This is a genomic window from Streptomyces sp. ISL-66 (assembly GCF_018614135.1).
In the GTDB taxonomy this organism is placed as follows: Bacteria; Actinomycetota; Actinomycetes; order Streptomycetales; family Streptomycetaceae; genus Streptomyces.
On sequence record NZ_JAGGOW010000117.1, the window covers coordinates 64,140 to 80,486 of the forward strand.

General features: G+C 69.5%; 16 protein-coding genes and 3 pseudogenes. 7 read left to right on the plus strand and 12 right to left on the minus strand.

Annotated features, from left to right (window positions below):
• Nucleotides 1-355: 355 nt before the first annotated feature.
• A pseudogene (locus J7E97_RS22565) lies at nucleotides 356-568 on the plus strand (cold-shock protein).
• Nucleotides 569-777: 209 nt separating this feature from the next.
• Nucleotides 778-1,404 carry a hypothetical protein gene (locus tag J7E97_RS36700; protein WP_215030252.1) on the plus strand — a complete coding sequence of 209 codons (627 nt, stop codon included), beginning with the start codon at nucleotides 778-780 and terminating at the stop codon, nucleotides 1,402-1,404.
• Nucleotides 1,405-1,769: 365 nt separating this feature from the next.
• Here J7E97_RS36700 and J7E97_RS22575 read toward each other — a convergent pair whose 3' ends face one another.
• The 4 genes and pseudogenes from J7E97_RS22575 to J7E97_RS22590 form a co-directional block, all read right to left on the minus strand.
• Nucleotides 1,770-2,438 (minus strand): class E sortase, encoded by a 669-nt coding sequence (locus tag J7E97_RS22575; RefSeq protein WP_251054963.1) that lies wholly within the window; start codon nucleotides 2,436-2,438, stop codon nucleotides 1,770-1,772.
• 222 nt (nucleotides 2,439-2,660) lie between these two features.
• A complete protein-coding gene (locus J7E97_RS22580; protein ID WP_215030257.1) occupies nucleotides 2,661-3,293 on the minus strand; it encodes a sortase domain-bontaining protein in 633 nt (210 codons plus the stop codon).
• Nucleotides 3,218-3,841, minus strand: a pseudogene (locus tag J7E97_RS22585) (restriction endonuclease); the annotation flags it as partial. The pseudogene J7E97_RS22585 and the gene J7E97_RS22580, both read right to left, overlap by 76 nt.
• Nucleotides 3,842-4,016: 175 nt before the next feature.
• Nucleotides 4,017-4,433 carry a hypothetical protein gene (locus J7E97_RS22590; RefSeq protein WP_215030260.1) on the minus strand — a complete coding sequence of 139 codons (417 nt, stop codon included), beginning with the start codon at nucleotides 4,431-4,433 and terminating at the stop codon, nucleotides 4,017-4,019.
• Nucleotides 4,434-4,952: 519 nt separating this feature from the next.
• Between J7E97_RS22590 and J7E97_RS22595 the strand changes: the two are divergent.
• From J7E97_RS22595 to J7E97_RS22605, 3 genes and pseudogenes are all read left to right on the plus strand, one after another.
• Nucleotides 4,953-5,575: pseudogene (locus tag J7E97_RS22595) on the plus strand (dihydrofolate reductase family protein).
• An 83-nt stretch (nucleotides 5,576-5,658) separates the two neighbouring features.
• Nucleotides 5,659-5,871 (plus strand): DUF4287 domain-containing protein, encoded by a 213-nt coding sequence (locus J7E97_RS22600; protein ID WP_215030262.1) that lies wholly within the window; start codon nucleotides 5,659-5,661, stop codon nucleotides 5,869-5,871.
• A 578-nt stretch (nucleotides 5,872-6,449) separates the two neighbouring features.
• Nucleotides 6,450-7,250, plus strand: a complete 801-nt coding sequence (locus J7E97_RS22605; protein WP_215030263.1) for a hypothetical protein — start codon at nucleotides 6,450-6,452, stop codon at nucleotides 7,248-7,250.
• Between the two features lie 81 nt (nucleotides 7,251-7,331).
• On the opposite strand, the gene J7E97_RS22610 is transcribed toward J7E97_RS22605, so the two are convergent.
• From J7E97_RS22610 to J7E97_RS22620, 3 genes are all read right to left on the minus strand, one after another.
• Complete coding sequence (locus J7E97_RS22610) at nucleotides 7,332-7,931, minus strand: transposase (protein WP_308346686.1); 600 nt, start codon at nucleotides 7,929-7,931, stop codon at nucleotides 7,332-7,334.
• A complete protein-coding gene (locus J7E97_RS22615) occupies nucleotides 7,856-8,395 on the minus strand; it encodes a winged helix-turn-helix domain-containing protein (protein ID WP_215030267.1) in 540 nt (179 codons plus the stop codon). Before J7E97_RS22615 ends, J7E97_RS22610 begins: the two co-directional genes overlap by 76 nt.
• A 367-nt stretch (nucleotides 8,396-8,762) precedes the next feature.
• A complete protein-coding gene (locus J7E97_RS22620) occupies nucleotides 8,763-9,161 on the minus strand; it encodes an STAS domain-containing protein (RefSeq protein WP_215030269.1) in 399 nt (132 codons plus the stop codon).
• 389 nt (nucleotides 9,162-9,550) lie between these two features.
• On the opposite strand from J7E97_RS22620, the gene J7E97_RS22625 reads away from it, so the two are divergent.
• Nucleotides 9,551-10,222 carry a hypothetical protein gene (locus J7E97_RS22625; protein WP_215030270.1) on the plus strand — a complete coding sequence of 224 codons (672 nt, stop codon included), beginning with the start codon at nucleotides 9,551-9,553 and terminating at the stop codon, nucleotides 10,220-10,222.
• 138 nt (nucleotides 10,223-10,360) lie between these two features.
• Here J7E97_RS22625 and J7E97_RS22630 read toward each other — a convergent pair whose 3' ends face one another.
• The 3 genes from J7E97_RS22630 to J7E97_RS22640 all read right to left on the minus strand — a co-directional run bounded on the left by J7E97_RS22630 (nucleotide 10,361) and on the right by J7E97_RS22640 (nucleotide 12,294).
• A complete protein-coding gene (locus J7E97_RS22630) occupies nucleotides 10,361-10,753 on the minus strand; it encodes a hypothetical protein (RefSeq protein ID WP_215030273.1) in 393 nt (130 codons plus the stop codon).
• 441 nt (nucleotides 10,754-11,194) lie between these two features.
• On the minus strand, nucleotides 11,195-11,416 hold the full coding sequence (gene infA, locus J7E97_RS22635; RefSeq protein WP_215030276.1) for a translation initiation factor IF-1: 222 nt from the start codon (nucleotides 11,414-11,416) through the stop codon (nucleotides 11,195-11,197).
• An 80-nt stretch (nucleotides 11,417-11,496) separates the two neighbouring features.
• Nucleotides 11,497-12,294, minus strand: coding sequence for an N-acetyltransferase (locus J7E97_RS22640; RefSeq protein WP_215030279.1), 798 nt, complete (start codon nucleotides 12,292-12,294; stop codon nucleotides 11,497-11,499).
• 618 nt (nucleotides 12,295-12,912) lie between these two features.
• On the opposite strand from J7E97_RS22640, the gene J7E97_RS22645 reads away from it, so the two are divergent.
• Nucleotides 12,913-13,260, plus strand: a complete 348-nt coding sequence (locus J7E97_RS22645; protein WP_215030282.1) for a hypothetical protein — start codon at nucleotides 12,913-12,915, stop codon at nucleotides 13,258-13,260.
• A gap of 808 nt (nucleotides 13,261-14,068) precedes the next feature.
• Here the strand turns inward: J7E97_RS22645 and J7E97_RS22650 are convergent.
• Nucleotides 14,069-14,431, minus strand: coding sequence for a DUF1330 domain-containing protein (locus J7E97_RS22650; protein ID WP_215030285.1), 363 nt, complete (start codon nucleotides 14,429-14,431; stop codon nucleotides 14,069-14,071).
• A 190-nt stretch (nucleotides 14,432-14,621) separates the two neighbouring features.
• Complete coding sequence (locus tag J7E97_RS22655; protein WP_215030287.1) at nucleotides 14,622-15,749, minus strand: glutamate--cysteine ligase; 1,128 nt, start codon at nucleotides 15,747-15,749, stop codon at nucleotides 14,622-14,624.
• Nucleotides 15,750-16,347: the final 598 nt, after the last annotated feature.

The window sequence follows — 16,347 nt, forward strand, 5'->3', positions numbered from 1 at the left end:
CCTGACACCAGAATCACCCCGAACGCACCAGGGTCATCACCGCGGCCCAATCGGACAAATTCCAGAGCCGACGCATACCCGCATGCCAGTGACTGGGTCGTCGGGAGCGAGAAGCTGCGGGTGTGCGGCTGCCGTGGCAGACCATCCGCCCGACAAACCCTGGCCGGCCCTTCAGTGGCTGGTCGATCCTCAAATTCGCCGCCTACGCGCAGAGATCACGGCCGGCGATCCGGATCGGCGTGAAGCCCCGCGCTGCCGTCTTGCCCGACGCGGCGTCAACTTCAGCGCACCAAGACCTCGCAGGAGCCCACCAGCGCCGGCGGCGACCTCGAGACGACACTGCGATCTCATGCTCATGTCCAACCGGACATCGGCACGGTGAAGTGGTTCGGCAATGAGAAGGGGTTCGGCTTCGTCTCTTCACAGAGGGGCGGCGACAACCTCTTCGTGCACTTCAAAGGCGTCGAGTCCGATGGGGGTTCAAGTCCCTGAAGGAAGGCCAGACCGTCTCTTTGTCGCTGAGCGCGGGCAGAAGGGCATGCAGACGGCTCAGGTCCGCTCGGAATAACCAGCGTGCGGACTGAGTGCCGTAATGGGTGAAATTTGCCATTGCGGCACCCAGTATCAATTTGGCGATTTCCGGCCGAAGTTTTGTTAATCCGTCCATTTTGAGACATTTGATCAATATATGCAATGTGGGGTGAGTTATCTCGACGTAAGGTGACGATGTGATCAGTTGGGAAATATTTCCAACTGCACAAATCGAAAGGCGTACCCATGCGCATCACGCGCACCACCGCCATCTCCCGGACAATCCTGCTTGCTGCGGTCGCGGTCGTCGGCCTTGCCGTGACACCCACGCTCGCTTCCGCTTCTGCCCCGGCTCGAGGAGGCAGTACTCAGACCCTCGCCCACTACGGCCTCCTCGGCCTCCCCGGTGCCAATGGTGCCAACGGCCTCGGGACCAACGGCGGCGTCGGCGGCTTCGGCGGCGTCGGTGGTGCCGCCGGCTTCAACGGTAATGGCGGCAACGGTGGCGTCGGCGGCAACGCCGACGGCAGTGCGAGCACCGGTGGCGCCGGTGGCGCGGGAGGGGCCGGCGGTGCCAGTGGCAACGGCGGCAGCGGGGGTGCCGGCGGCGACGCAACCCTCGGTGGCACTGGCGGCAAGGGCGGCGTAGGCGGCGCCGGCAACGCCGGTGTTGGCATCGCCGGTGGGAAGGGCGGCAAGGGCGGTGCCTCAACGGCTGGTGGCGGCCACGCGGGCGGAGCCGGTGGCGCCGGCGGCGCGGCCAGCCCCGTGTGCCCCGGCAAGCCCGGCGGCAACGGAACCGCCGCCACGTTCACCGCGGACGGCACCGCCGGCGTCACTGGCGCTGCAGGCAAGACCACTCTCCCCTGCTGAGCGGATCACCGGGTGAGGACCCAGTCCGTGCTCCAGAGCCCCGCGCGGCTCTGGAGCACGGATCTCGCTTCAGTGGCTTCGCTGTCGAGCTGCTCTTCGCGTCCTTGGACACGGTGCTGCGCGATGGAGACATCTGCTTGCAGACGCTGGAGGTGATCGCTGCCGGTTGTGGTGCTGATCTGGCCCAGGTAGGCGCCGATCCTGCCGCGGGCGTAGGTCTGGGCCTCGGCTTGCCTCAGGAGGCTGCTGTCCGGGCGCAGGTCGCGCGGACCCCGACGGCGTACGGCATGGTCGCGCGGCCGACGGAATAACGCCTCCCGGGCACGTGCCGGGGCCGCCCGCGCCCCTGCGAGGGCTGGGCGGCGCTATCCGGCAGGCGGCGCTGCGGTCGTCTTGCGGAGAACGCCTATCTTGTCGATGCGGTGCTCGGGATTGCCCTGGGCATCGTTCCAGAAGTTGCCTTCGGCATGGTCTTCCGGGGTGGCGCAGGTCGAGATCGTGATCATGGCCCGGGTCGGGGTTACACCCGGCTTTCCGGGGACCGCGGCGCGCTGCTCGCTCAGCGAGCGTTCTGATCGGAAGGACGTCTTGCGGCTCGCGGTGATCTCGTACGTGTACACGACATCGCCCACGGTCACGAGCACCGAGTCGCCCTTCGCCACGGCGGGCAGGTCACGCAGCGGGCCGCCCGCCGACAGGCGGTGCGCGGTGACCAGGAAATTGCCCGCCTGGCCGGGCCCGACTCCGCCACGCTTCCCGTACGGGCTGGCCGCCACACCCTTGTCCTGAATGCGGGTGCCGGGCGCATCGTCGGTGGTGCCCTCGTACGGCATCACTCGCAGCCCGGTTATGCCCACCGAGGGTATGGACAGGACGGAGGCCTCGGTCTGCACGGAGGTAACCGGTGGCTCGGGCGCCCGCGCGGCAGTGGCGGCCGGCGCCGAAGCGGGTGCCGCTGCCATCGTCGGCGGTGCGGGAGCCGCCGCGCCGGCGGCAGCCTGGGTGGTGGTGCAAGCCGCCATCAGGACGACCATGGCGCCGGCCGCCGCGGCGGATGCGGCTCGGGACGGGAAATGCAGGGGCATGAGCGTTTCCGTACTGGTCGGCGGGGTCGTCGCGGCAGGTGCGCGAGCCGGTTTGCCCGCCAGAGTGACATACGGAGCAAGAGGTTCATAAGGGCCGGACCTGTGACCTTCGCCCTCCCGGGGACGGGACGGGACGGGGCGCGGTGTGGACGGGGCAGGGCGTGGTGACGGTCAGGACGTGGTGGTTGTGAGGACGCCGATCTTGTCGATGCGGTGTTCGGGGTTGTTCTGCGCGTCCCGCCAGTGATTGCCTGCCGCATCGTCCTCGGGCGTGAGGCAGGTGGTCACCGTGATCATCGCGCGGGTGGGGGCGGCGCCGGGGAAGCCGGGGACCGCGGCGCGCTGCGCGGCCATGGAGGACTGGGAGCGGAAGGAGGTCGTCCGGGTCGTGGTGATCGTGTACTTGTACGTCACACCGCCGGAGGTCACGACGACGGACGCGCCCGTCGGCAGTGACGGCAGCGCCCGCAGTGGCCCGCCCGCCACGATGCGGTGTCCAGTGACGATGTAGTTGCCCACATCGCCAGGGCCGACGCCACCGGCGGGACCATGCGGGCTGGCGGCCACCCCCCGGTCCTGGATTCGAGTGCCCGGCGAGTCGTCGGGGCTTCCGCGGTACGGGACGACGGGCAGCCCGGACACGCCGATGGCCGGAATCGACAGCACGGCTGACTGCGGGCGTGCCGCTGCGGCCGGCCGGGTCGCCGCCGCGGGGGCGCCGGGCGTCGTCAGCAGGAGGGCGAGGGCGGCGCTGGTGAGCACCGCTGGCACGGTACGGGAGGCGAGGAACGCGCGTTGGGACATAGCGGGATCCCTGGTCGGCCGGGCCGCGCGGGGGCGGACAGGCCCGGTTGGCCTTTCCAGCGTCGCATACGGGGCCGGGTGCGGCAGGGTGGCGTCCGACAGCAGAAACCAGGAGGCGCAACAGGCCGGTTCCCACGGGCGGAACCGGGTACCGCACTTCTCGCCGAGCTGGGCACTGCTCGGTCTGCGCGCTCCCGCTCCACCCAGTGTGTGAGGGCCGACAGGCCCCCTTTGGGATGCCTGTCGCGCTTTGCTCGGGCCCCCTCCACCCGTACGCGGCGCTTCCAGGGCGGGAGGCGGGGCCTGGGTGGGCTGTACGCCCAGCGCGGTAGCCGTCCGTGCTCAGTACGGCGGTGTGAGCGCGACGACCCGGCAGACGTGGTGGGAGTCCTGCGCCACGCGAGGAGGGCCTCTCGGTCGACCAGCAGGATCCCGTGCCGCTTTCCCCAGGCGGCGGCGTCGCGGGTGAAGGACCCGTTCGTCACGACCATTGACTGCGCGGCCCCGTACACGGGCCCGGGCGTTCCGTTGATCCGGTACAGGACCTCGGAGCCGACCCTTCGGTGCGATGTGCCGGGTGGGTGTCAGTGGGGCGCTGGCAGTGACGGACTGTCAGGAAGTCGTGCTTGTGCTGGTCGTGTGAACAAGAACCGGGTTCGTCACTGACATGGAAGTGGTGTCCGGGGTGGCTCTCACGTAGTGGGTAGCCTGGTCGCAGATCACCTAGGCGCGGATGCTCATGCCGCCCTGGGTGCTGTAGTTGCGGGCGGTGACGGCCCAGCCGTCGGCGCTGTCGGTCTGCTGCGGCACGGCGATCGAGGTGGAGAGATGGGGCCTGCCGCCGTCGCTCTCGGCGCCTCCGCCCGTCGCGTAGTAGCCTGCGGGGCATTTCACCCGGGCAGACTGCTCGCCGCTCGGTCCCGTGCTGCGCCACTCACCCACCGCGCGGACGGGCCGCAGGGCGGCCGCCTTCCCGGCGGCGTGCCCGGTCGCCCTCAGACCGCCGTCGCCGAGATCGGGGGCGCTCGGCGCGGCGGACGCCGCGGCGCTCGCGGCGGCCGTCAGCACGGCGGCGGCGAGGAACGTGATGAGTCGGCGGGCCTGGGGAACGCGGGGCCGGGGAACAGTGGGGTCGCTCATGGCGCGCTGGCCTCTCTGTTGGCCGGAAGGACCGGAAGGAGACGTGTCGGGGCGACCGTAGGGAGGGCACGGCACGGCGAACCGATTCTTCCGACGCCGACACGCCGTCACGTTCCGTGCTCGTGCCAAGGAGCAGCTCGACACCGGGGCGAAGCGGGAGCTGAAGAAGCTGCGCCGGGCCGCCCAGAGCCGCGATGGGCAGATCACCTCGGTCGTGATGTGCTTCATGGCCGAGGGAGTGGCTCACTTCTGGGGTCGCGAGGCACCCTGGCACACCGAACTCACCGAACGACGCGATGAGTTCCTCCAGCTGGACCGCGTCTCCCGGGCCGACCGCGACGAAGAAGACCGCGCCCGTACCGCGGCCGAAGCAGAGCGCATTTCGGCCGAGCTATCCGACAACCCGGAGTTCCGGACCACGACCAAGCGCTCCCACCACCTGGACATCGCGGCGAACGCCTATCCGCCACCAGCGGACGCGAACGGCGAACAGCTCGAGGAACACGAGCGCCTCATCCGATGGGCGGTGACAAGGGCGCTCGTGTGCCCGCAGTCAAGAGGAGTCACCACACGTGCAAGCTCATCGTGTCCGCCTTCGTTTCCCTCGACGGCGTCGTGGAGGTCCCGGGCGGCGAGCTCGGTCCCGGAACTCCGGGTGGACCTTCAAGGACATCGAGTTCCTGCCCGAGGCATTCGAGATCAAGGGCCGGGAGCAGAAGGAAGCCGCCGCGATGATGACGGGCCGGGTCAGCTACCAGGCGTTCAGCCCGGTGTGGCCCGACATGGCGGACTTCGCGGACTTCGCGGACTTCGCGGACTTCAAGGCGATGCCGAAGTACGTAGTCTCCACCACCCTCACCGACGACGACCTGGTGACGAACTGGGGCGAGACCACGCTCCTGCGCTCGCTCGACGACGTCGCCGCCCTCAAGGAGGCCGAAGGCGGCCTGATCATCGTGCACGGCAGCGCCTCGCTCAACCGGGCCCTCACCTGCCGCCTCGCGCCGGTGGGAGTCCTCGCCGGATTCGCGGGCTCCTCCGTCACCGTCCTGGCCTTCACCACCGGAGCGGGACTCGGCCTCCTCTGGCTCACCGCAGTGTCGGCCCGGCTTCTCACCGCTGCGTCGACAGTCCGGCAGTAAGCACGCCCCTGCGGCTTGCAGGCCAGGCGAAAGCCCAGCGACAACCCAAGATCACTACGCACGGATAGACGGGACACTGCGACATGACTGAACCGGTGAAGGGCCCTGCCAGCTACTTCCCTTCGATCGAGAAAAAGTACGGACGCCCGATCACGGAGTGGAAAGACGCCATCAGGGCCTCGCCCCTGACCAAGCACATGGAACTCGTCTCCTGGCTCAAGACCGAGCACGGCTTGGGCCACGGCCACGCCAACGCGCTCGTCGCGCACACCCTCGCCGAGGACAGCAGGCAGTGAGCCGCACGTAATCCCGTACAGGGGAGAGACCAGCGGCTTCTCGCAGAATCATCCCGGGGAGGCCGCACTGCCTTTCCTGTGGCGGGCCGGAACCGGGCATACTGAACTTGATTGAGTGATGTCGGCGCCGTTCGCCCGACAGTTTCTGGGTGGGTCGTGGACCACGGTCTACGACCGGCATCGGCGCTGGTGCGCTGACGGCACCTGAGAGCGGATCCTGGCGGCCGTTCGCGCTGCCCGGAGATCTCATCGGTCATCGCCAACATGAGCAAGTCGCCGGCCAGCGCGAACGGCCGCACCGGATCGTGAGGTGCCGGGCTCGGCGAGCCGGCCGCCTGCGCAGCGGGGAAGGGCGGGAACTGCAGGGTCAGTTCGACATGGCTGCTCCGTACCCGCAGGTACTCAGCGGCCTCGCCGTCAGCGGTGTTCGCGTCCGTTTCCATCAATGCGCCGCACAGTAACACCCAGGACTGCCACGAAAGGTGACGGTCAATCAGGCAGACAGTACCCCGGGCGGCGCGGCAGGATGGTGGTGCGGCGCGCGGCGGTGCCGGCCGGCGGCCAACGGGGAGGGGACGATGGAACGATTGCGCGTCACCGGGGTGACCTATCTCGGCGGGCATCCGCGACACCCACGCCGGATCGAGGGCCTGCGGCTGGACGTCGCCGTGGCGGGCCTGTCGGTGGGACGGCCGCTACGCAGCCTGCTCTCCGTGAGCTGGCCGTCGCTCACCGGGCTCTACGTCCTGACAGCGAAGGACGTCGGGGACAAGGCGGACAGCTGGGAGTTCCTCGAAAACTTCGGGCTGCTGATCCGCGCGTGGGAGGGCGCCGCCGCCGCAAGCGTGATCGGGCTGGACATCGACGACGTGACCTGCTGGCTGCTCGCGCCGCAGACGCCCGTCCGGGAGCTCAGGACGCGGCTGGCCTCCTGGACGCTCGGCGCCGTCGGTGCCCAGCGGCAGGCGGGCACGGGCGACGCGGACACACCGGAACAGGCGGCTCTGCAGGCCATCGCGGTGTGGCGCGCGGCCAGCCTGGGCCGGGAGCCGCTGACCGACCGCAAGACGCTCTCCTACCGGCTCGCGGTCGCCGAGCAGCACCGCCGCAGCGGCGACCTCCTCAGCGCGCTGACGCTGCTCCAACAGCTCGCGACGCAGGCAGTCGATGCCTTCGGCACAACGGACCAGGCCACCATCGTGGCACGCAACAACCTCGCCTTCGCTCTGGCCGTCGGCGGTTTCCGGCGCGAGGCCATCGAGGCGTACTGGGAAATCCTGGACGACCTGGCGGCCGCCAGGATCGCCGACCAGGCCAAGGCGGAGATGTTCGCCCGCCAGAACCTGGCGCGACTGCACGACCCCCACTGGCACCCCTGACAGACCTCACCGGCTGCCGACGGGATCCGGACTCGGCTTCAGTACTTGACCTTGAATTCGTGGATGTCGGCCTGAGAGTGGTCAGCCGTCCATGATCAGGCCGGTGCCGGCGAGGCAGCCGTCGATGAGGTGGGGGCGGTACTGGATCTTCTTCAGGCTGCGCTTCACGGCCTGGGGGAGTTGGTCAAGGTTGGCGGCGGCGAGGTTGCCGATGGTGCGCTTGACCAGCGACCAGATGCCCTCTTGCGGGTTGAGGTCCGGTGTGTACGACGGGAGTTGGAAGACGGTGAGCCAGTCCGCGCTCGCCTTGATGAACTCCCGCATCGGCGGCATCAGGTGGGCGCGCAGGTTGTCCCACACGAGCACGATCGGGCCGCCGAGCTGGATGTGCGTGCGAATGAGCAGGTCCCGGTAGTCCTGCCAGGTCAGGCCCTTCTTCTCGCCCTTGCGGCCCCGGCAGACGTGGAAGCTGTAGAACATCCGCGAGCGCCGCCCGGATTTGAAGCAGCTCAGCCCGGCCATGGAAACCCGGCCGCCTCCCCGGCCGCGCACCCGCACCACAGGCGTGCGGCCGACCCGGCCCCAGGTCCTGGCGCGCGGCGGCCTCATCGACTGCCCGGCTTCGTCCTCGAAGACGATCCAGGCCCCGTGGGCCGCCGCGGCGCTTTTACCCGGGGCCACACCTCCTTCTTCCACACCTCGACCGCCGTGTCGTCGCGCTCGATAGCCCGGCGTGCCGGCTCCTGCCACGACCATCCGTGGCGCTTGAGCAGGGCCCAGGTCCCCTCGACGGTGTAGCTGACGTGGAACATCCGTCCGATGAGCGTCTTGATCCGGGCCAGCGTCCAACGCTGGTCCTCCCAGCCGTGCGCGAGCGGCCCACGCTCCAATTCGCGCTCCAGCCGAGCTACTTGCGCATCACTCAGCTTCGACCTGCCCGGCGACCCCTTCGACTGGACCCCGGCCTCGCCGCCCTCCCGCCACTGCCGCCGCCAGCGTTCCACCGACCGCTCGGACACCCGCAACGTGGCAGCGATCTCTCTGGTCTTCTCCCCACCCTCGAAGCGGACGACTGCCTCCAGCCGGATCCGCTCCCGCGTGGCCCTCTCGGCGTCGGTCAAGCCGCCGCCCTGCGCGTACCTCACGGTCCACAGCTACCGGACCCGAACCCGAACCGTCAGGGGAACAGCCCGGCTTCACTCAATCAAGTTCAGTAGCAAGCACCGGGCCCAGATCCCTCGGCCTGTACGCCTTGTTCGCCTTGCCCCGTCCCATGAACTGCTCCCCGACCGCATTTACGACGGCGTCGCGCACCGACAGTCCGACACCGGTGTCTTCCTCGCGGCGGCCGGGCTGGAGAACGCCGAGGACGTAGACCTCACCGACCCGACTTCGTGGAATGGCGAGGTGCCGGGCCTGAGGCGTGGGACCCCTTCTCTGAAGACCCTGTCCTGGGAGGGCGGCTCGCAGCGAACCCGCTCCCTCGCGACCCGCAGCCACGCCAAGACGTAGCTAGATGTGGGGCAGCCAGCCATCGGCGAAGCCGGAGCGCTCCCGTGCGCGCTGCGCCTTCTCCTCGAGGAGTCGGCGGAACCCTGCCAGGGCATAACGCTCCCCGGTGCCCGCTCTGGGCCCGGGGATGCCGGCCATGCACTGCTGGGGCTGGGGCTGCCAGCCGGTGACCAGGACTCGTAGCCGCATGCGCTCCGCCCGCCGGTACAGGTGCAGGAGGTGGAGCAGGCCGTCGACGTCCATGGCCGCGACGGCGTTCAGGTCCACCAAGAGATCGCGCTCGTCCGTGGTCACGTAGTCCAGCGCGCGCTGCAGGACTCCTCCCGAACCCTCGTCGAGTTCCCCGGTGGCGCTGATAAGAATCGAGCTGCCTCGGTACTGGACGTCCGCGTTGGTCAATGTTCTGCTCCCGTCGCCCGAAGGCTCCGGACCTCGCGGGCCCCATCCTGGCGTGCCGCGGCGTAGGGCTGGCATGCGGCGCGCTGATACGCGCGTAGAGAGCCGGTACCGGGGTTGCATAGAGAGAGGGCTGGACCGTCGCCTGGAGCACTTTCAGCGGGAGACGGCCCAGTTCTCATATAGCTGCCGCTAACCCACAGGTAGCTGTGGGTAGTCGCAAGCCGGGAAGGACTGGCAGGCGCGGCTCATGATGCGCCGGGGGGTGCTGGAGGCGGTGGACCACCTGGGCCCGCGAGCACGAGATCACCGCGACGGTGGGCCTGAGCATCGCCGACCACCGGTGGGCCGGCGGAACCCCGCTGATAGATGAGGACGGAGTCCCGTACGCGGTGTTCGCCCCGGAGTCGGGACTGGTCAACGGTGAGGCGTTCGGGCTGCTGGCCGGGATGATGCTGCTGTTCACGACGATCAAGGACATGAAACGGTTCGACCGCAACATCCGCAACCGCAGCCGCCGCCAGGTCCCGGTCGACGGCTGGAAGATGCAGCACACCGAAGCGGTCCCGGCCGGGCCGCCCGCCCCCAAAGCCCCTCGCAAGGCCACCGAGCCCCGCTGCCGGCGCGCGTCCGGCCCCTGCGCGTGCCCGGAGCCGCGGCTCACGGCGGTGATCTCCGGTCAGGCGCATCTGGCAGAGCCCTGCGAGCTCATGACCCCGGCCGCGGCGGTCTACACCGCCTCGTGCCGGACCTGTGGCGGCCTATACGACAAGCCAGGGCGCCGTATCCGGCCCTGGCCCGGTCAGCCGCGGCGTCCCGCGTATCGCCGAGGCCGCGTCACGCGGGGAGAGCTGGTGCCGGGCCGACCCCGGTCCGGGGCGCGAGGGCTTTCACCGTTCCACGGTACGAAGCCCGGCACGAACGCGAACATCTCCCGCAGCGCCTGCGCGGCCATCAGGACGGCGAGCCACATGAAGAAGCGCGCCAGCAGATGGCCCGCGCGTCCGGCTAACGACGACAGCCGCCGGCCCGCGGGATCGTCGATCGTGGATTGCCTGCGGTGAGCGTCCCCCTGACCCCCAGAGATGTGTGATCACACAAGGTGCCGTATCAGCAGCGGGCCCGGCTCGCCGCACGGCGGTCGGGCCGCGGCAGGTAGCCGTTCCCACATCTGGGAACTTTGTCGACCATGAAGGGTCGGGTCAGTGCTTGGTTCGTGTGCAGAAGGCGATCAGGGGCGAGAGGAGGCCGGTCACGACGAGGGTCCCGATCATGACCATGATTACGCCGATCATGAAGAGTCCGCTTCCGTCGTCGGACCAGTCGTAATAAGCGGCGACGGTCAGTCCGGCGGTGGTGCCGAGGATCGCGGCCGCTTCGTACTCGTGGGAAGCCGCCCAGCACACCAGGGACAGCAGGGTCAGCACGAGCCCGACAACCTGCCATGGCTGGTAGGGGCCGGTCGTCGATCCGTCGGGTTGCACGTCGCGGATTTGGTCCCAGCCGAGCCAGGCGGCCCACCCGGCCATTGCCATCGCGGCCAGTACCAGGATCGCCAATGGTTGGGGAAGAGGCTTCGACAGTCCTATACGCATGTCCCCAGTGTTCGGACTCATCCGAAAACCCATCAGAGCGCATGTACTCAGCCCCATGTGAGTAGTGCACGCTTTCATCCGTTGCCCGCGGTACCCCCTGGTCGAAGGTTCGCTGTCCCACTGGGAATGAGCAGCTCCAGATGGCCCCGTCGCGCCTGCTACCTCCCCGGCCCCGGAAGAGACTGTGGTCTCTTCGTAGCTCTGCCGGATACCGCAGCTCTCCGGCAGTGAACGTAACAGTGGTGCGGACGGTCGTTGTGAGGCTGGGAAATGCACACCGGCCCAGGCGGGCCCTGCCCCACCTGTTCCCGCCTGGCGGCCGTCCCACATGGTCCCGGCGCCCGCGCTGTCACCGTTACGTTCAGGAGCGGACAACGCGCTGCTGGGCTCCGACGGTCTGTGACCGTCGGAGCCCAGCGTGGGTCCCTGCGCCCGCAGCCGCTACCTGTAGCGGTAGAGGATGCGGCCGCGGGTGAGGTCGTACGGGCTGAGTTCCACGATCACCCGGTCGAACGGAAGGATCTTGATGTAGTTCTTCCGGATCTTCCCACTGATGTGGGCGAGGACCTTGTGCCCGTTCTCCAGCTCCACCCTGAAGGTGGCGTTACGAAGACACTCGATGACGGTGCCCTCGGTCTCGAGGGCGCCTGCTGCTCTCGGCAAGTTTGCTCACTTCCCCGTGCTGTGACGGTGAGGTAGGAAAAGAAATGAAATGTGGCGTGTACGGCAGCCCCGGCGACACGTCAGCCGTGCACCAACTCGACGTTGCAGCCCATGGATTGAGCGCCGACGCTCTCGAAGAGCGCCAAGGCCGCGTCGTTGGATTCGTCGACCTCGGCCCGTGCGCTCGCGACCCCGGAGAGGTACAGGCCGCCCAGGACCGAGGCCAGCAAGGCCCTGGCGATGCCGCGGTGGTGTTCGTCGGCCCGGACGGCGATCAGGCCGATGCGCGGCTGCCGGGGCAGAGGCGCCAACCGGACCATTCCCACGTAGCGATCAGCCCGTACGGCCACCGCGTACTTCGACGGGTCCACCACGGTGGCCCCCACCGGGAGCGGCAGTACCTCGGCCGGCATCCGCCGCCAGCCGACCGTGGCTTCGACCTCGTCGCGAATCACGCGGTCCAAGGCGCACAGGGGTTCCTGCTCGGCCTCTCCCACAGGCACGATCCGCACGTCCGACGGCGGTGGAGTACAGCCGAGGCCCGTGACGGCCGGGTCAGTGGGGATCAGGTACTCCCGCTCCCGTCGGCCGATCGTGAAGCCGGCCCGCTGCCACCCGGAGGTCGAGTCGAGGTCGCTCTGGTCGACCAGTGTGTGGAGAGGGGCCGGAAGGTCCGCCACCATCGCAGCGGCGAGCCGATCGAAAGCCGCGGCGTGCCAGGCGTCGATGCTGATGAAGAGGCGTCCGTCGGGCCGGTTCGACGCATCGCTGCGGCCGACCACCCGACCGTCTTCGAGAGCCTGCCATTGGTGGTCCGCGACCCGTGAGATCGCTACGGTCGGACCGCCCGTGGCGGGAGTGAGATGTGTGGGGTTCATTGGCTTCGCCCTTTCGCGAGTGCCCCGTCGTTGCGGCACTCCCGGCGACGCCTGCGTCAGCCGCCCACCGTGACGGAAAGGGGGAGTGCCCACCTGCATGCAGCGTTCATGGGTCACACCTCCTCGCGTTTCGGTCACGTCCTCGGACACCGTACCGACCGCCGACCGGCGCGACCAACCCATTTTTCTCGGCGGGCGTCAGCGGGGCGGAGGAGTCGGCTGTGCGCCCGGGCCGCCGCACATGCCCCGGCATGGCTCGTGGGTTCGGCGCTCACTTGAGAGCTGGGCTGTCAGCGGTCGGCAGTAGCGTCTCGCGTATGGGCTTCACCAGCGCTTGGGCCATCACGACCCACACCGACGGCGTCATCGCCGAACTGACACCACGCCTGCTGCCGGCGATGGAGGCGGACCGGGCCGGCCCAGCCCGATGCCGAACGCCGATGGCAAGAGTGGCTACACGAACCGCTGCCCGACCACAACAGCTGGTATGCCCCTCCAGGGCACCCCGGTTCCAGCGCGTCCGGCGATGCGGCGGTCGCGTCCTTCCGGTAGCTCACGGCGCCCGGCTGTCACGTCGACGACGTTTGTGGCGGCATCACGGACACAGCCTTCCACGTAGTGGACGACGTGTGGGGAGAACAGAGCCGCGAGGGCATGTTCATCTCCGTTCACTCCAAGGAGTACGCGGTCACGTCCTTCTTCCATGCGATCGGCCCCGCTCGTGCGGCGCTTCTGCCGGGATGGTGCGGAAACTTCCTCCTCACCTCCGCCCAGGTCGCCCAGTACTTGCCGGACGTGGAGCGGGCCCTGGCCTTCACCGAGACCGAGCGCGCCGCCGCAGTCACCCAGGACTGGCTGGGCTACTCGAAGGGTGAAGAGCATGTGCTGGATGGCCCGTTGCGCGTCTGGCGCGTCGCCGCCAACAGCGGGCTTGGCCTGTGCGGGCTGGCAGCCCACCTTTCCTGACCGCACAGAGGGGCGAGTCACGAGCCGTCCGGCCGGCATCAGGCGGTGCGCGGCTCCGCCGCTGCCAAGTCCGGAGAAGGATCTCTGTTCTCGCTCTTTGGGAAGAGGGGGCGATGGTGCCCTGGTGATGCGCGGCAGGCAGCACCGGCGCCGTTCTGTTCGTTCACCCCCCGGCGGGGCATGACTGGCCGGTATGGTGTTCGAACGGCGAGGCGATTCCCTTGGGGAGAGGGTGCTGGCGATGGCCGGTATGGCAGCACATCCGTGTGTCGGCTGCGGGCACCCGCGAGGGCTGCACGTCCCGTCGCTCCGGCGGTGCCTCGGGCCTTTGGAAGCACCGGCGTGCGGCTGTCAGCTCTTCCGGCGTGCGGAGGAGCCCGTGGACGGTGGCGGGCGGGGCGTCGTACAGGAACCTGAGGCGCGGACCGCGCCGTGTGCCGAGTGCGGCTCGCTGTTCGGCCGTTGCCGGTGTGAGTCCTGGTGGGAGCGGCAGCAGGATCCGTTCGCCCCTTGCGGCGGATGCGGAGGCTAGCGCGGTGACGGGCGGCGACTGGGTCTTGGTGGTGATGGCCACCGCGCCACTGTGCCTGTTTGCAATCGCGCTCACCCTGGACACCGTGTTCAGCTCGCGCAAGGTCCCCTGCGCCGTCTGCCGTCACGCCCGTGAACGCCATGGTCCGGCCGGATGCAACCCTGTCGGCGGGGCGTGCGACTGTACGCGCTTCGTCGATCCGCCCCGAGAGGACCCGAACGGCATCTACGCCTGCGGGGGTTGAAGGACGAGAACTCGGCGAGGACGAGTGCCGCACTACGCGGTCGGTGGATCCGCCCGATCAGCCTCCGTTCGCAGTGTGAGAGCTCGCTCGGCGGGGTCGTAGTTCGGGCCGACGCCGTCGATCAGCAGTAAGTCGCCTTCGATGTGGTCGGTACGCAAGTGCAGGATGGCCTGGTAGTCCGGCGAGGCGTACCAGGCCCGGGCCTCTGCCACACCGGGGAACTCGATCAGCACCATGCTCCCGGGCCATGTCCCCTCCACGACTTGGGTCGGCGGACCGTGGATGACGAAGCGGCCGGCGAAGGGGTCAAGGGTTGCCTGGATGCGCTGCAGGTACTCGATGACGTCGGAATGATTCCTGCGGCTGCGGAGGTGGGCGAAGCCGTAAGCGGGCATCGTGGGGCTCCTTCGTTCCGGGGGTGATGAGGTGGAACGTAGCCGGGGGCGACCGGACGATGCGATAACCCCGCGGGTAATTGCCACCCCGTCGAGGAAGTGCCCCGGAGCCACGCCGCGCCACGCCGCGCCGCGCTCCACGCCCCAGGCAGGCGGCGGGAGGCAAGCAGGCACGCAGGCCGGTCGGGGCTCAGATGGTCGTGGTGGAGGCGACGGTGATCTCCGCGCAGCGGGTGACCACTGCGGCGAGGTCGTCGTTCGTGCGCAGGAGTTCGCGTTGGACGCGCGCCCCGTTCCCGTCCCGCAGGAGGGTGGCGAGACCGTCCCGGACGAGGCTGTCGTCGCCGTGGTCGCGGAGGGCGTCGCGCACGTGGCGGTGGAGGGCCTCCACGGCCTCCTCGGGGGAGGCCTCCCGCATCGTCGCGGGATGCAGCAGGGAGCCCTCCAGCCCGGAACGTCCGGCCTGCCACGACGCCAGCCGCAGTAGGCTCGTACTGACCGGGGCCGGCGGTTCCCCCGCGCGCCAGGCGCGCGCGGCCGTCTCGACCAGGCCTCGGACCAGGGCGGCGAGCAGGACCGGCGTCGAGGCGTCCAGGCACACGTCCGCGACCCGGATCTCCACGGTGGGGTAGGCGGCCGACAGCCGGGCGTCGGACCAGATCATCCCCTCGTCACGGAGTACACCGCTGTCGACCATGGCCCGGACCTGGCCGTGGTAGCCGCTCGCGGACCCGAAGATGTCCACGGGACCGGAGGACGGCAGCCGGTTCCACACCCTGCTCCGGTAGCTCCCGTATCCCGTGTCCTGCCCTTGCCAGAACGGCGAGTTCGCGCTGAGGGCGGTCAGGACCGCCAGCCAGGGGCGGATGCGGTCGAGGACCGCGACGCCCTCCTCATCGGACTCCACCGACACGTGGATGTGGCAGCCGCACGTCAGCTGCTCCTGCGCGGTCATTCCGAACTGCTCGGCGACCCACTGATAGCGGCGGCCGGTGTTCAACGAGGGCGCGACGGGCAGGGGTGAAGTGCCGAGCGCGGCGACGACGGCGCCGACGCCTTGCGCGTGCCGCGCTGCCTCGGTGCGCCACCGGCCGATCTCGCGCGCCAACTCGCCCATGTCGGTGACCGGTTTGGTGGCGAACTCGACTTGTTCCTTGGCGAGTTCCCGCTCGAAGTTGTGGCCCTGCTCCCAGCCGTCGCGCGGGCCCGGCCCGTCGGACCGGTCAGCGGCCTCCAGTACGTGCCCTGACAGGGCCAGCGGAACGCCGCTGGCGGAATCCACCAGGAGCAGTTCCTCTTCCACGCCCACACTTCGCATGCATGCACCCATCACATCGCCGGTCAGATACGTCCCGCCTTCCCAGGACGTCCCCGGCCATGCGGGTAGGACACGGCACCGTTCCAGGACAGGTGCACGCCTCGCCCCGGGACATCGCCGTGCCCCGTGCAACGCACGACCCGGCCCCACGACACGGACCGTCCCCCGACCGGGTCTACGGGAAGGCCCACCACGACGCCCGCAGCGAGCCGGCAGGCGCGAGGCTGTCCGTCCGGTCCCCGCGCCGCTCGCGGCCGGCGGTGGCACGAAAACCGGGGCCGGGGGAGGGGGAGGGAACCCCGGGCTGGTCCGCGCCGGACTGGTCGCAGCGACGGGATCAGGGGAGCACTCATTCAGGGGCAAGGGCAGGGGCACTGGTTATTCCGCCCCTCGGTGCCGCCGCCCAGCAGCGTGCCGGTCCGGACGGCGGCTTCCCGTGCACGTCCTCAGCCCGTCGGCCGTCGCACGGCCCGCGCAACGGCGGCAGACCCGTCCTCGGTGGCCATGTGGCCCGCGGCGGCCATGGCCGTCTTCCTGGACGACGGCTCCCGTACGACGGCCGTGAGCGCGTCGGCGTGTACGAGAACCCCTGCTTCGT

What these genes read in the sequence shown, in the direction of transcription:
- J7E97_RS36700 (WP_215030252.1), top strand. Translation starts at nt 778, where the DNA reads ATGCGCATCACGCGCACCACCGCCATCTCCCGGACAATCCTGCTTGCT.
- J7E97_RS22575 (WP_251054963.1), bottom strand. Translation starts at nt 2,438, where the DNA reads ATGGTCGTCCTGATGGCGGCTTGCACCACCACCCAGGCTGCCGCCGGC.
- J7E97_RS22580 (WP_215030257.1), bottom strand. Translation starts at nt 3,293, where the DNA reads ATGTCCCAACGCGCGTTCCTCGCCTCCCGTACCGTGCCAGCGGTGCTC.
- J7E97_RS22590 (WP_215030260.1), bottom strand. Translation starts at nt 4,433, where the DNA reads ATGAGCGACCCCACTGTTCCCCGGCCCCGCGTTCCCCAGGCCCGCCGA.
- J7E97_RS22600 (WP_215030262.1), top strand. Translation starts at nt 5,659, where the DNA reads ATGACTGAACCGGTGAAGGGCCCTGCCAGCTACTTCCCTTCGATCGAG.
- J7E97_RS22605 (WP_215030263.1), top strand. Translation starts at nt 6,450, where the DNA reads ATGGAACGATTGCGCGTCACCGGGGTGACCTATCTCGGCGGGCATCCG.
- J7E97_RS22630 (WP_215030273.1), bottom strand. Translation starts at nt 10,753, where the DNA reads ATGCGTATAGGACTGTCGAAGCCTCTTCCCCAACCATTGGCGATCCTG.
- J7E97_RS22640 (WP_215030279.1), bottom strand. Translation starts at nt 12,294, where the DNA reads ATGAACCCCACACATCTCACTCCCGCCACGGGCGGTCCGACCGTAGCG.
- J7E97_RS22650 (WP_215030285.1), bottom strand. Translation starts at nt 14,431, where the DNA reads ATGCCCGCTTACGGCTTCGCCCACCTCCGCAGCCGCAGGAATCATTCC.
- J7E97_RS22655 (WP_215030287.1), bottom strand. Translation starts at nt 15,749, where the DNA reads ATGCGAAGTGTGGGCGTGGAAGAGGAACTGCTCCTGGTGGATTCCGCC.